Below are 13422 nucleotides of genomic sequence, written 5' to 3' on the forward strand. Positions count from 1 at the left end.
CCCTAGGCTAGCGCCATGTCGACGTCCGTGACGGGTGAGAAGACGAACCTCCGTCGGCTGCTGGCCGCACGTCGGCGCGATCGCACGACCGCGGAGCGGACCGGAGCCGCCGAGGCGATCGCCCTGCACGCCACCGCGCTGCCCGCCCTGGTGCGTGCGCGACGGGTGGCGGCGTACCTCTCGCTGCCGAGCGAGCCGGGCACCGAGCCGCTGATCGACCTGCTGGCGGGACGCGGCGTGGAGGTGCTGGTGCCGCTCGGCCGGCCCGACCGCTCGATGGACTGGGTCGTCCACGAGCTCGGCTCGGTGGCCGTGGGGGCGCTCGGCGTGCCCGAGCCCACCGGTCCGCCGCTCGGCGCCGGCGCGCTGGCCACGTGCGACGTCGCGCTCGTGCCCGGACTCGCGGTGGACCACGCCGGCAACCGGCTCGGCCGGGGCGCGGGCTACTACGACCGCGCCCTCGCGGACTTCCCCGGCGTCGTGTGCGCCGTCGTGTTCGGCGACGAGCTCCTCGAGCACGTGCCGCACGAGCCGCACGACCACCCGGTCGACCTCGTGCTCACGCCCGCGGGCGTCTTTCGTCCCTCCCGGGACCGAGATCTGTAGCGGTCTCCACCGTTCTCGGGCGGTTCCGGCCGAAAAAGGGTGGCTACCGCTACAGATCTCGCCCGCCGGAGGCGGGAACGGTCAGGAGACGGCGACGATCGGGAGGCGGTAGGCCGCGGGGGCCTGCTCGGGGACGACGGGGTTCTTCGGCAGGATCGGCTCGATGCGGCGGTAGGCCTGGCCCAGCGCCGGACGCTGGTCGGCCTCGCCCTTGTTGGGCCACATCGCCACGGCCCGCTCGGCCTGCGCCGTGATCGTGAGCGAGGGGTTCACGCCGAGGTTGGCGCTGATCGCCGAGCCGTCGATGACGTGCAGGCCCTCGTGCCCGTAGAGCCGCTGGTAGGGGTCGATGACGCCGGTCTCGGGCGAGTCGCCGATCGCGCAGCCGCCGAGGAAGTGCGCCGTCATGGGAATGCCGATCGGCTCGGTGACGATGCCGCCCGGGACGCCGTCCATGTAGTCGGCCATCTCGGTCACCGCGCGGTGCGCCTCGGGGATGTAGGTGGGGTTCGGCTCGCCCGATCCCTGCTTGGTCGTCATCTTGCGACCGCCGAACAGCCGGCGCTTCGTGTAGGTCGTGATCGAGTTGTCGCGCGCCTGCATCACCAGCGCGATGACGGTGCGCTCGGACCAGTGGAACGCGTCGTAGAGCTTCGGCAGCCGCGGCGCGATCCGCACGATGTTCTTCAGCACCGTGAGCACGCTCGGCTTGCCCTGGCCGCTGCCGTCGGTGGACAGCACCATCTGGACGAACATCATCACGTTGGAGCCCTTCCCGTATCGGACGGGCTCGATGTGGGTGGTGTCGTTGGGGTGGATCGACGACGTGATCGCCACGCCGCGCGTGTAGTCGACGTCGCGGTTCATCGCGACCGAGCCCATGAGGGCCTCGGAGTTGGTGCGGGTCAGCAGGCCGAGGCGCTTCGAGACGTGCGGCAGGCTGCCGCCGTCGCGCAGCTGGTGCAGCAGTCGCTGGGTGCCCAACGAGGCGGCCGAGAAGATGACCTGCTCGGCTCGGATCACGGGGTTCTTGCCGCGCCACTTCCGGGTGGAGCGCGAGTGCACCTCGTAGCCGCCGGCGGCCGGGCGCACGTCGACCACGGTGGTGAGGTCCCGGACCTCGGCCCCGGCCTGCTCGGCCAGGTAGAGGTAGTTCTTGACGAGCGTGTTCTTGGCGTTGTGGCGGCAGCCCGACATGCACTCGCCGCAGTTGATGCAGGTGCGGCGGGCGGGTCCGACGCCGCCGAAGTACGGGTCGCCGACGTCGCGGCCCTCCTCCTCGCCGAACAGCACGCCGACGGGCGCGAAGTGGAAGCTGTCGCCGTAGCCGAGCCGCTCGGCGGTGGTCTTCACGACCGTGTCGGCGGGGCTCATCTCGGTGACCGGGTTGACGCCGAGCATGCGCTTGGCCTGGTCGTAGTACGGCGCGAGCTCGCTCTTCCAGTCGGTGATGTGGCTCCAGGCCGGGTCCTCGTAGAACGGGTCGAGCGGCTCGTAGAGCGTGTTGGCGTAGACCAGCGAGCCACCGCCGACGCCCGCGCCAGCGAGCACGAGCGAGTTGCGCAGCAGGTTGATCCGCTGGATGCCGTAGCAGCCGAGCCGCGGGGCCCACAGGTACTCGCGCAGGTGCCAGGAGTTCTTCGCGAACTCGTGGTCGGCGAAGCGGCGGCCGGCCTCGAGCACGAGGACCTTGTAGCCCTTCTCGGTCAGCCGCAGCGCCGAGACGCTGCCGCCGAACCCCGATCCGATGATGACGACGTCGTAGTCCTGCTCGGTCATGGTCGTTCCTCTCTCAGGCTCGGGTGGTGAGTCGGCGCAGCAGGCCTAGGCCGACGGTCAGCAGGGAGCCGAACGTCCGCCTCGACAGGAAGGCGGGTCCGCTGACGGGCATCAGCCGCTGCACGCCGATCGACTGGGTCTCGGTGAACCGCAGCAGGCCCTCGGCGCCCTGGCGGCGTCCGGTGCCGGACTCCTTCATGCCGCCCATGGGCGCGCCGATGCTGCCGAACGTGGCGGCGAAGCCCTCGTTGACGTTGACCGTGCCGGCGCGGAGCCGCTCGGCCACCTTGCGGGCGCGGCGCGTGGGTCCCCACACGCTGGCGTTGAGGCCGTAGACCGTGCTGTTCGCGGCCTGCACCGCCTCGCCCACGCTGCGGTACGGGTAGAGCGAGACGAGCGGACCGAACGTCTCCTCGGCGAAGCACAGCGCCGCCGGGGGCACGTTCTCCAGCACGGTGGGCTCGTGGAACCACGGGGCGATGTCGGGACGGGCCCGGCCGCCGGACACGAGGGTGGCACCGTGGTCGAGCGCGTCGGCGACGTGCTTCTCGATCGTGGCCAGCTGGGCGGGCGAGACGAGCGTGCCCATCTCGACCTCCCAGTCGGCGTTCGCGCCGTAGGCCAGGTGCGACAGGCGCTCGGCCAGTGCGTCGCGATAGCGCGGGTAGATCGACTCGTGCACGTAGATGCGCTCGATCGAGACGCACAGCTGGCCGGCCGAGCTGAAGGCCGCCGTGACCGTGCCCTCGACCGCCTTCTCGACGTCGGCGCCGGGCAGCACGATCATCGGGTTCTTGCCGCCGAGCTCGAGCGAGCAGCCGATGAGCCGCTCGGAGCACTGGGCGGCGATGCGCTTGCCGGTGGCGGTGGAGCCCGTGAAGCAGATGTAGTCGGCGTTCGCGATGATCGCCGAGCCGATGACCGAACCGGCGCCGCTGACGACCTGCCACAGGTCCTTCGGGAAGCCCGCGCGGTGCATCAGCTCGATGATCACCAGGGCAGTGAGCGGGGCCTGGCTGTCGGGCTTGTGCACTACGGCGTTCCCGGCGGCGACGGCCGCGAGGCCGTCGACGAGCGCCATCGACAGCGGGTAGTTCCACGGCGTGATGAGGCCGACGACGCCCTTCGGCCGCTGGTGCTGGCGGACGCTCGTGAGCACGGGGTAGACGCCGCCCCGGCGGTGCGGGCCGAGGATGCGCGCCAGGCGGCGGCCGTAGTAGCGGCCGGTCAGCGCGGTGTGCAACACCTCGTCGAAGGCGTGCGCGCGCGCCTTGCCCGACTCCAGCTGCACGAGGTCGAGCAGCTCGTCCTGGTGCTTCAGGACGAGGTCGTGCAGCCGCAGCAGCGCCTTCTTCCGGCGGCGCAGCGAGGTGCGCGCCCAGGTCAGCTGGGCGACGCGAGCGGCAGCGAAGGCGTCGAGGACGTCCTGGTCGGTGGAGACCGGGATGGTGGCCACGTCGGCTCCGCTCAGGGGCGACACGGTGGTACGGGTCTCGGTGCCCGTCGCCCGGATCAGGCGGGTGAGCTGGGCGGCGCGCTCGGGCGCGACTGTGATCTGGGCGACATCAGGCATGGACAGGACGATACCGAAGAAATCCGACATGTGACACCACGACTGTCACATCCCGTCACCGCGGGTTACAGCAAGGCGGGGTCGTCCAGCCGCTTGGCGAAGCAGAGCGACTCGGGCACCTGGTCGTACGGCTCGTAGATCTCGATCGGCTCGTAGCCCGAGCGCGTGTAGAGGGCGATCGCGGCTCGCTGCCGCTCCCCCGTGTGCAGCACGACGCGGTCGGTGACCGCACGGGCGCGGTCCTCGATCGCCGCGAGCATCCGCGCCGCGAGGCCCGTGCCGCGCGTCTCGGGCAGCAGGAACATGCGCTTGATCTCCACGAGGTCGCGCAGGCGGCGCAGGCTGACCGTGCCGACCGGCCGGTCGCCGTCGAGCGCGAGCAGGCACGCGAGCACGGACTCCGAGGTGACGTCCTCGGCCCCGACGGAGTGCCGGGGCGTGCCGTAGAGCTCGCCCATCTCGGCGCCCATCCGGGCGCGCAGGTCGAGCACGCGGGGGTCGAGGAAGTCGACCTCGACGATCTCGGCGGTCACCGCCGCACCACCGGGCCGGGCTCGCGCACGTCGGCCAGCATCGTGTGGGCCGCACGCGTGGCCTTGAGCAGCGGCCGGTCGAGCGTGGCGATCGCGAGGCCCTCGGTCTCCTCGACCGAGGCGAGGACGCGGCCCTCGGGGTCGTAGACCGCGCTGCCGCCGTCGAACTCCGCGCCCGCGACCGAGCCGCTCAGCCCGCTGACGACCGCGTACATGCCGTTCTCGACCGCACGGGCGCGGTAGTAGACCTCGCGCCGGTGGGCGCTGCCGGCGAAGTACGCCACCGACGCGGCGTAGACCTCGGCGCCGGCCAGGGCTACCGCGCGGGCGTGCTCGGGGAAGCAGCCGTCGTAGCAGATGGACAGGCCGACGGCCCAGCCCCGGACGTCGATGATGACGCTCTCGGAGCCGGGGACGACGTGCTGACCCTCGTCGCCGCAGGGGTTCTGCTTGTCGTAGACGCGGCGAGCGGCCGGGTCGTCGCCGAGCCCGAACGCGAGCGTGGAGATCGTGAACCCGTCGGGCCCGTCGAGGCACGCGCCCACCAGTACGACCGTGCCCGCGGCAGCCGCCGCGTCGGCGATCGGCTGCAGGCGCGGATCCGACTCGCCCACCACGATCGGCGGCAGGCGGTAGCCGCCGAGGAACAGCTCGGGCATCACCAGCAGGTTGGCTCCGCCGGCCTGCTGCACCGCGCGGACGACGGTGGCGATGTCGGTCTCGACGTCGCCGGCCGAGGCGAACTGGCCGGCCGCGACGGTGAGCGTCACCCGAGGACGACCTCGATGCGCTGGAACTCCTTGAGGTCCGTGTAGCCGGTGGTGGCCATCGCGCGGCGCAGGGCGCCGACGAGGTTCATCGTGCCGTCGGGCACGTGCGAGGGACCGAAGAGCACCTGCTCGAGCGAGCCGACGGTGCCGATCTCGACGCGCTCGCCGCGCGGCAGGTCGCCGTGCCAGGCCTCGGCACCCCAGTGGAAGCCGCTGCCGGGGGCATCGGTGGCGCGCGCGAACGGCGAGCCGATCATCACGGCGTCGGCGCCGCAGGCGAAGGCCTTGGCGAGGTCGCCGCTGCGGCCGATCGAGCCGTCGGCGATGACGTGCACGTAGCGGCCACCCGACTCGTCGAGGTAGTCGCGGCGCGCCGCGGCGACGTCGGACACGGCCGAGGCCATCGGCACCGCGACGCCCAGCACGCTGCGCGTGGTGTGGGTGGCGCCGCCGCCGAAGCCGACCAGCACGCCGGCCGCGCCGGTGCGCATGAGGTGCAGGGCCGCCTGGTGGGTGGCGCAGCCGCCCACGATCACCGGCACGTCGAGCTCGTAGATGAACTCCTTGAGGTTCAGCGGCTCGGCGTTGCCCGAGACGTGCTCGGCCGAGACGGTGGTGCCGCGGATGACGAACAGGTCGACGCCGGCCTTCACGACCGCGTCGGCGAACTGCTTCGTGTGGCCCGGCGAGAGCGAGCCCGCGACGGTCACGCCCGCGTCGCGGATCTCCTGGAGGCGCGCGGTGATCAGCTCGGCCTTGATGGGCTCGCTGTAGATCTGCTGCAGGCGCGGAGTGACCTGCGCGGGCTCGATGCGCGCGATCTCCTCCAGCAGCGGGCGCGGGTCCTCGTAGCGGGTCCACAGGCCCTCGAGGTTCAGCACGCCGAGGCCGCCGAACTTGCCCAGCGCGATCGCGGTCTCGGGACTCATCACCGAGTCCATCGGAGCGGCGACGATCGGCAGGTCGAAGCGGTACGCGTCGATCTGCCAGTGCGTCGACACCTCCTGCGGGTCGCGCGTGCGGCGACTCGGCACGATGGCGATGTCGTCGAAGTGGTACCCCTGCCGGCCGCGCTTGGCCAGTCCGATGTCGATGCTCACGCGCCCAGCCTATCGGGCCGCGATGACGTCAGAGGATCGTGTAGTTCGGCGCCTCGACCGTCATCTGGATGTCGTGCGGGTGGCTCTCCTTGAGGCCGGCCGCGGTGATCCGGACGAAGCGGCCGCGGTCGCGCAGCTCGGGGATGGTGCGCGAGCCGACGTAGAACATCGACTGGTGCAGGCCACCGACGAGCTGGTGCGCCACGGTGGACAGCGGGCCGCGGTAGGCGACGCGTCCCTCGATGCCCTCGGGGACGATCTTGTCGTCGCTGGTGACGTCGGCCTGGAAGTAGCGGTCCTTGGAGTAGGACTTCTTGCCGCGCGAGGCCATCGCGCCGACCGAGCCCATGCCGCGGTAGGTCTTGTACTGCTTGCCCGCGACGAAGATCAGCTCGCCCGGGCTCTCCTCGCAGCCGGCCAGCAGGGAGCCGACCATCACGCTCTCGGCGCCCGCGACGAGCGCCTTGGCGATGTCGCCGGAGTACTGCAGGCCGCCGTCGGCGATGACCGGGACGCCGGCCGGGGCCGCAGCCAGCGTGGCCTCGTAGACGGCCGAGATCTGGGGCACGCCGACGCCCGCGACGACGCGCGTGGTGCAGATCGAGCCGGGTCCGACGCCCACCTTCACCGCGTCGACGCCGGCGTCGACGAGCGCCTGGGCGCCCTCGCGGGTGGCGACGTTGCCGCCGATGATCTGGACGCCGTCGAAGGCCGAGTCGGCCTTGAGCTTGCGCACCATGTCGAGCAGGGCGCGGGCGTGGCCGTGGGCGGTGTCGACGACGAGCACGTCGACGCCGGCCTCCATGAGGCGGCTCGCGCGGTCGTAGGAGTCGCCGAAGAAGCCGACCGCGGCACCGACGAGCAGGCGGCCCTCGGCGTCCTTGCTGGCCATCGGGAACTGCTCGGACTTCACGAAGTCCTTGACGGTGATGAGGCCGGCGAGCTTGCCCTGCTCGTCGACGATCGGCAGGCGCTCGCGCTTGTGCTGGCGCAGCAGCGCGGAGGCGTCCTCGCGGCTGATGCCGACGGGCCCGGTGATCAGCGGCATGTGGGTCATGACGTCGTGGACGAGCGTGGTGGCCCACTCGGCGACGGGCGTGAAGCGCAGGTCGCGGTTGGTGACGATGCCCAGCAGCGTGTTGTCCTCGTCGACGACCGGCAGGCCCGAGACGCGGTACTCGCCGCAGCGCTCGTCGAGCTCCTCGAGGGTGGCCTTCGGGCCGATCGTGACGGGGTTGGGGATGATGCCCGTCTGGGTGCGCTTGACGAGGTCGACCTGATAGGCCTGGTCCTCGATCGAGAGGTTGCGGTGCAGGATGCCGATGCCGCCCTCGCGCGCCATGGCGATCGCCATGCGCGACTCGGTGACGGTGTCCATCGCGCTCGACAGCAGCGGGATCCGCAGCGAGATGTCACGCGTCAGCCGGGTCGTGGTGTCGACCTCGCTGGGGATGACGTCGGTCTCGCCCGGGAGCAGCAGGACGTCGTCGTACGTGAGGCCGAGAGGAGCGAACTTGTCGGGGATGCCCACCATGGCGCGAGTCTACCCGCGCCCCGACGCCGTCCCGAGGCCGCGGGATGTGATCCGCGTCGTCAGTGCAGGCTCGTCGCGGGGCTGACCTGGAGCATCTCGTCGACCGACGAGAACTTCACGCGCGGACGGCCCTCGCGGCGGCCCGCCTTCTCCTCGGCCTTCTCGATCGCGAGCATGCGGCGACGGCCCACGACGCCGTCGACGCGGGTGCGCACGAACGGTCCGAAGGTGAGCCTGCGGCGCGGCGCCGGCGGGATGAGCCCGGCGTTCGCGTCGGCGATGATCGACTGGATCGTCTCGTGGGCGCACGTGCGGTTGGTGCCGATGCCGCCCGTGGCGCCGCGCTTGATCCAGCCGACGACGTAGGTGCCCGGCACGGGCCGACCCGTGTCGGGGTCGATCACGCGACCGTGCTCGTTCGGGACCGTGGCGGTCTCCTCGTCGAACGGCAGATCGGGCACGGGAGTGCCGCGGTGGCCGGTGGCGCGGATCAGCGTGCCGCACGGCACCTTCACGGCCTGCTCGGCGACGCCCGACGGCGCCACCTGCACGGCCTCGACGCGGTCGTCGCCCTCGATCGAGACGACCTGGCGGCCGAACGCGAAGACGAGGCGACGGCGCTCGCCGGGCGGCGTGGTGAGGTCGACGTCGACCAGCGGCAGCGCGGCCAGGACCGCGGCGTTGGTCTCGGGCTCGGCGTCCTCCAGCTCAGTCACGGTGAACTCGTCGCGGGCGACCACGACGTCGATGCCCGGCGGCATCATCAGCAGCTCGGGCCGGGTGAACGCCGCGACCGACGGCCCGCGCCGGCCGAGCAGGACCACCTCGCGGACGTCGAGCCCGCGGAAGGCCTGCACGGCGTGGTCGGGCATGTCGGTGCGCGCCAGCACGTCGGGGTCGTGCAGCAGCAGCCGGGCCAGGTCGAGCGCCACGTTGCCGTTGCCCACGATCACGACGCGGTCACCCTGGAGCACCACGCCGGTGGGCTCGACGTCGAGCGCGCCGTTGTACCAGCCGACGACCTCGGGCGCGGGGTAGACGCCGGGCAGGTCCTCCCCCGGCACCCCCAGCTCGCGGTCGCGGCGCGCGCCGACGCCGTAGATCACGACGTCGTGGTGGCGCAGCACGTCGCGGTGGGAGATGTCGCGGCCGACCTCGACGTTCATCACCATCGAGGTGCGCGGGTGCTTGTAGGCCCACTGGAACAGGTCGGCGAACTTCTTGGTGTCGACGTGGTCGGGAGCCACCCCGCCGCGCACGAGACCGCCCGGCACGGGGAGCCGGTCGATCATCGTGATGCGCGCGTCGGTGGACAGCAGCAGCTGACGCGCAGTGTAGGCCGCGGCCGGACCCGTGCCGACGATCGCGATCGACAGCGAGCGCTCGAGGTCGCCGCCCATCTCCTCCCACGTGTGGACCTTCGGCTCCTCGCGCTCGGGGCGCCGCTCGAAGTACGCGGCGTTGAGCTCGGCGAAGATCGTCTCGGGTCCGCGCAGCAGGTCGATCGGCTTCGGCGCCGCCACCGGGCAGGCGTCGGCGCAGGCGCCGCAGTCGATGCAGACGCTCGGGTCGACGTAGACGATGTCGGTCGTCGCGAAGTCGCGCTCGTCGGGGGTGGGATGGATGCAGTCCACGGGGCAGACCGAGACGCACGAGGCGTCCTTGCAGCAGGACTGGGTGATCGCGTAGGCCACGGCGGGTGCTTTCGGTTCGGGTCGGCGTGGCCGTCAGAGCATGTGGACGGTGCGGTACATCCGCATGGCGGACGGGGTCAGCAGGCCCACCTCGGACAGGAAGTCCATGAGGTGCACGCAGCTCATCCGCATGAGGTTCTGGTGGTGGGTGTTGGACTTCGCCGCCGCCTTCGCCTCCTCGGGATCGAGGCCGGCGTTGGCGTAGACGTCGTCGTTGACCAGCGAGTCGACGATGATCGCGGCCACGATCGAGATGACGAACGCGGCCAGGTGCCGGCGCGGCTTGGAGATCCCCTCGAGGTACTCCTTGATCTCCATGCGCGCGAACTTCATGTGGCGCGCCTCCTCGACCACGTGGATCTTGCTCGTGGTGCGCACCTCCTCGAGGACGTTCTCGCCGCGCATCCAGTCGCGCTGCATGATGTCGAGGACCTCCTCGGCCACGAGGATCGAGGAGTACGCCATCTCGCCGGTGGCGGTGGTGCGGAAGACGCGGGCCAGCTCGTGGAAGAGACGGCGCGGGCGGTAGTGCGGGACGCCCATCTTGCTGCAGGTCTTGCTGAACATCAGCGAGTGGCGGCACTCGTCGGCGATCTCGGTGAGGGCGAAGCGGAACTCGGGGTCGCCGTAGTCGGCCGAGTACTGCGAGCGCAGCACCATCGACTGGAGCATCGTCTCGAACCAGATGCCGGTGCTCATGATCGAGCCCACCTCGTGGCGGGTGAGGTCGATCCGCTGCTGCTCGGTCATCCGGTCCCACAGCGGCGTGCCGTAGAGCGTGGACCATTCGGGGTTGAGGCCGTACTTGTGCGGGTCGAGCGGTTTGTCCCAGTCGATCTCCTGGTCGGGGTCGTACGACAGGACGGCGGCGGACTCGAGCAGTCGCTCCAGCTCGGAGTCCATGTCGATGGACTGGCGGAACTCGACGGCGGCGCGATCGTCGGTGACGGTCATGCGATCTCCTCGGTCATCAGTATGTGACATTGTGAATGTAACATAGACTGTGAGACGCGTCACCACCTTTTCGGAGCCGTCCCGGATCCCCGGTCCGCACGCCGGGGATGCGACGCCGCGCCACACCGTATTGGGCTGCGCGCGGACGACGATTGGGCCCATGCTGTTGTGCATGCCCAAACGGACGCCGACCGCTCACACCGCCGAGGTCGCCAGCTCGTTCGCCCAGTGGCTGCGCCGCCGCCGCGAGCAGGCCGGCATGACCCAGGAGGAGCTCGCGCACCGCGCGGGACTGAGCCGCAACCAGGTGCAGAACCTGGAGAACAACCGCAACAACAACGCCACCGGCCGCTCCTCGGCCAACCCGAGCCTGGACACGATCCTGGCCCTCGAGGCGGCCTTCGGACTGGAGCTGGGCGACCTGCTGGTGGACGTGCGGCGGTTCATGGAGTCGTCCGACCGCTGACCCTCACGCGCTCGACCTCGGACACGATCCGGTCGAACACGTCGGCCGCGTGCTGCAGCGCCGCGGCGAACGCACGCCCCTCCCCCGCCGACGCCGCATAGGCCTCGACCCCGTAGGCCAGCTCGATCCGGTCGCCGGGCAGCGCGCCGTGCAGGATGGCCACCCAGGCCCCACCGGGCACCGGGAACACGCGGGCGTGCTGCTCGTCCTCTGCCGTCTCGCCGGAGCGGTGGTCGGTGCACCACCACGGGCAGGTGGTCGATGGCGTCGTCATGGGGCAGTCCTATCAACGGGTGCGGACACCGGGTCGAACCCTAGGTTATTGGGCCCGACGGACACTGTCGTCCCTCGTCTCACGAGCGGCTCCGGCCCGTCCCGCCGTCACCGCACGACGCAGGCCCCGGGCGGGTGCCCGGGGCCTGCGTCGTGACGGTGTCGGTCAGTGGTGGTGACCGGCGTGCGCGTCGTCCTCGTCCGCCGGCTTGTCCACCACGAGGGTCTCGGTGGTGAGCAGCATGGCCGCGATCGAGGCCGCGTTGGCGAGCGCCGAGCGCGTGACCTTGACCGGGTCGAGGATGCCCTGCGCGAGCAGGTCGCCGTACTCGCCCGTGGCCGCGTTGTAGCCCTCGCCCGACTCGCGGACCTTGGCCACGACGACCTCGCCGGAGACGCCGCCGTTGCGGGCGATCCACTCCAGTGGGGCGTCCGCGCCCTTGCGGACGATGCGAGCACCGATGGCCTCGTCGCCCGAGAGCTCGAGGTCCTGGTCGAGCACGCCGACCGCGTGGACCAGCGCCGAGCCACCGCCGGGGACGATGCCCTCCTCGATGGCCGCGCGGGTCGCCGACACGGCGTCCTCGATGCGGTGCTTCTTCTCCTTGAGCTCGACCTCGGTGGCCGCGCCGACGCGGATGACGCAGACGCCACCGGCCAGCTTGGCGAGACGCTCCTGGAGCTTCTCGCGGTCCCACTCGGAGTCGGTCTGCTCGAACTCGGCCTTGATCTGGGCCACGCGGCCCTCGACCTCGGCCTGCTCGCCGCCGCCGTCGATGATCGTCGTGTCGTCCTTGGTGACGACGACGCGACGGGCGGTGCCGAGGACCTCGAGGCCGACCTGGTCGAGCTTGAGGCCGACGTCCGGCGTCACGACGGTCGCGCCGGTGAGGGTCGCGATGTCCTGCAGCATGGCCTTGCGGCGATCGCCGAACGCGGGCGCCTTGACGGCCACGGACGTGAACGTGCCGCGGATCTTGTTCACCACGATCGTGGACAGGGCCTCGCCCTCGATGTCCTCGGCGATGATGAACAGGGCCTTGCCGGACTGGACGACCTTCTCCAGCAGCGGCAGGAGGTCGGACACGGCCGAGATCTTGCCCTGGTTGACGAGGATGTAGGGATCGTCGAGGACGGCCTCCATGCGCTCGGTGTCGGTGACCATGTACGGCGACAGGTAGCCCTTGTCGAACTGCATGCCCTCGGTGAACTCGAGGTCGGTGCCCATGGTGTTGGACTCCTCGACGGTGATGACACCGTCCTTGCCGACCTTGTCGAACGCCTCGGCGATGAGCTCGCCGATGACCGCGTCACGGCTGGAGACCGTGGCGACGGCGGACATGTCCGAGACCGAGTCGACGGCGCGAGCGCGCGAGTGCAGCTCGTTCGTGACGGCCTCGACGGCCGCCTCGATGCCCTTCTTGAGGCCGACCGGGTTGGCGCCGGCCGCGACGGCGCGCAGGCCCTCGTGGACCATCGCCTGGGCCAGGACCGTGGCGGTCGTGGTGCCGTCACCGGCGACGTCGTTGGTCTTGGTGGCGACTTCCTTGGCGAGCTGGGCGCCGAGGTTCTCGAAGGGGTCGTCGAGCTCGACCTCACGCGCGACGGACACGCCGTCGTTCGTGATCGTGGGGGCGCCCCACTTCTTGTCGAGGACGACGTAGCGGCCCTTGGGGCCGAGGGTCACCTTGACGGTGTCGGCGAGCTTGTCGACACCGCGTTCGAGGGCGCGGCGTGCGTCCTCGTCGAATTCCAGAATCTTGGGCACGAGTGCTCCCTAACGGTTGGCTTGGGTGGACTCAGGCGATGACGGCGAGGACGTCGCGGGCGTTGAGGATGAGGAACTCCTCGCCGCCGTGCTTGACCTCGGTGCCGCCGTACTTGCTGAAGAGCACCTTGTCGCCGACGGCCACGTCGACGGGGATGCGCTCGCCGCTGTCGCTGACGCGACCGGGGCCCACGGCCACGACCTCGCCCTCCTGCGGCTTCTCCTTGGCGGTGTCGGGGATGACGAGACCCGACGCGGTGGTCTGCTCGGCCTCTCCGGCCTTGATGACGATGCGATCTTCGAGCGGCTTGATGGTGACCGACACTGGTCGACCTCCCCTTTCGATGAGAGACGTTCGGTTGGCACTCACTC

At 71.0% G+C, this 13422-nt stretch carries 13 protein-coding genes; 2 read left to right on the forward strand and 11 right to left on the reverse strand.

Annotated elements, in window-relative coordinates; translation table 11 throughout:
* Positions 1-15 precede the first annotated feature (15 nt).
* Complete coding sequence (locus O3S82_RS13620) at positions 16-606, forward strand: 5-formyltetrahydrofolate cyclo-ligase (protein ID WP_269303514.1); 591 nt, start codon at positions 16-18, stop codon at positions 604-606.
* Between the two features lie 81 nt (positions 607-687).
* Here the strand turns inward: O3S82_RS13620 and O3S82_RS13625 are convergent, their stop codons facing one another.
* From O3S82_RS13625 to O3S82_RS13660, 8 genes are all read right to left on the reverse strand, one after another.
* On the reverse strand, positions 688-2385 hold the full coding sequence (locus O3S82_RS13625) for an FAD-dependent oxidoreductase (protein WP_269303516.1): 1698 nt from the start codon (positions 2383-2385) through the stop codon (positions 688-690).
* Positions 2386-2398: 13 nt separating this feature from the next.
* Positions 2399-3958, reverse strand: coding sequence for a succinic semialdehyde dehydrogenase (locus O3S82_RS13630; RefSeq protein ID WP_269303518.1), 1560 nt, complete (start codon positions 3956-3958; stop codon positions 2399-2401).
* Positions 3959-4023: 65 nt separating this feature from the next.
* The gene (locus O3S82_RS13635) at positions 4024-4491 is read right to left on the reverse strand and encodes a GNAT family N-acetyltransferase (protein ID WP_269303520.1); all 468 of its coding nucleotides are present in this window, start codon (positions 4489-4491) and stop codon (positions 4024-4026) included.
* Positions 4488-5261 carry a carbon-nitrogen hydrolase family protein gene (locus O3S82_RS13640; RefSeq protein WP_269303522.1) on the reverse strand — a complete coding sequence of 258 codons (774 nt, stop codon included), beginning with the start codon at positions 5259-5261 and terminating at the stop codon, positions 4488-4490. Before O3S82_RS13640 ends, O3S82_RS13635 begins: the two co-directional genes overlap by 4 nt.
* A complete protein-coding gene (locus tag O3S82_RS13645) occupies positions 5258-6355 on the reverse strand; it encodes a GuaB3 family IMP dehydrogenase-related protein (protein ID WP_269307067.1) in 1098 nt (365 codons plus the stop codon). Before O3S82_RS13645 ends, O3S82_RS13640 begins: the two co-directional genes overlap by 4 nt.
* Before the next feature lie 34 nt (positions 6356-6389).
* A complete protein-coding gene (guaB, locus tag O3S82_RS13650) occupies positions 6390-7895 on the reverse strand; it encodes an IMP dehydrogenase (RefSeq protein ID WP_179423016.1) in 1506 nt (501 codons plus the stop codon).
* Positions 7896-7954: 59 nt separating this feature from the next.
* The gene (locus O3S82_RS13655) at positions 7955-9589 is read right to left on the reverse strand and encodes a 4Fe-4S binding protein (RefSeq protein ID WP_269303525.1); all 1635 of its coding nucleotides are present in this window, start codon (positions 9587-9589) and stop codon (positions 7955-7957) included.
* A 33-nt stretch (positions 9590-9622) separates the two neighbouring features.
* Positions 9623-10543 carry an AurF N-oxygenase family protein gene (locus O3S82_RS13660; protein ID WP_179423012.1) on the reverse strand — a complete coding sequence of 307 codons (921 nt, stop codon included), beginning with the start codon at positions 10541-10543 and terminating at the stop codon, positions 9623-9625.
* Positions 10544-10715: 172 nt separating this feature from the next.
* Here O3S82_RS13660 and O3S82_RS13665 point away from each other — a divergent pair, with 172 nt between their 5' ends.
* Complete coding sequence (locus O3S82_RS13665; RefSeq protein WP_218845703.1) at positions 10716-11009, forward strand: helix-turn-helix transcriptional regulator; 294 nt, start codon at positions 10716-10718, stop codon at positions 11007-11009.
* On the opposite strand, the gene O3S82_RS13670 is transcribed toward O3S82_RS13665, so the two are convergent.
* The 3 genes from O3S82_RS13670 to groES all read right to left on the reverse strand — a co-directional run bounded on the left by O3S82_RS13670 (position 10987) and on the right by groES (position 13375).
* On the reverse strand, positions 10987-11283 hold the full coding sequence (locus O3S82_RS13670) for a hypothetical protein (RefSeq protein WP_269303528.1): 297 nt from the start codon (positions 11281-11283) through the stop codon (positions 10987-10989). The genes O3S82_RS13665 and O3S82_RS13670 overlap by 23 nt on opposite strands.
* Before the next feature lie 165 nt (positions 11284-11448).
* Positions 11449-13050 carry a chaperonin GroEL gene (gene groL, locus O3S82_RS13675; protein ID WP_179423006.1) on the reverse strand — a complete coding sequence of 534 codons (1602 nt, stop codon included), beginning with the start codon at positions 13048-13050 and terminating at the stop codon, positions 11449-11451.
* Between the two features lie 31 nt (positions 13051-13081).
* The gene (groES, locus tag O3S82_RS13680; protein ID WP_078698994.1) at positions 13082-13375 is read right to left on the reverse strand and encodes a co-chaperone GroES; all 294 of its coding nucleotides are present in this window, start codon (positions 13373-13375) and stop codon (positions 13082-13084) included.
* Positions 13376-13422 lie beyond the last annotated feature (47 nt).

Origin of the sequence: Aeromicrobium sp. HA (genome assembly GCF_027171405.1) — a bacterium.
In the GTDB taxonomy this organism is placed as follows: domain Bacteria; phylum Actinomycetota; class Actinomycetes; order Propionibacteriales; family Nocardioidaceae; genus Aeromicrobium; species Aeromicrobium tamlense.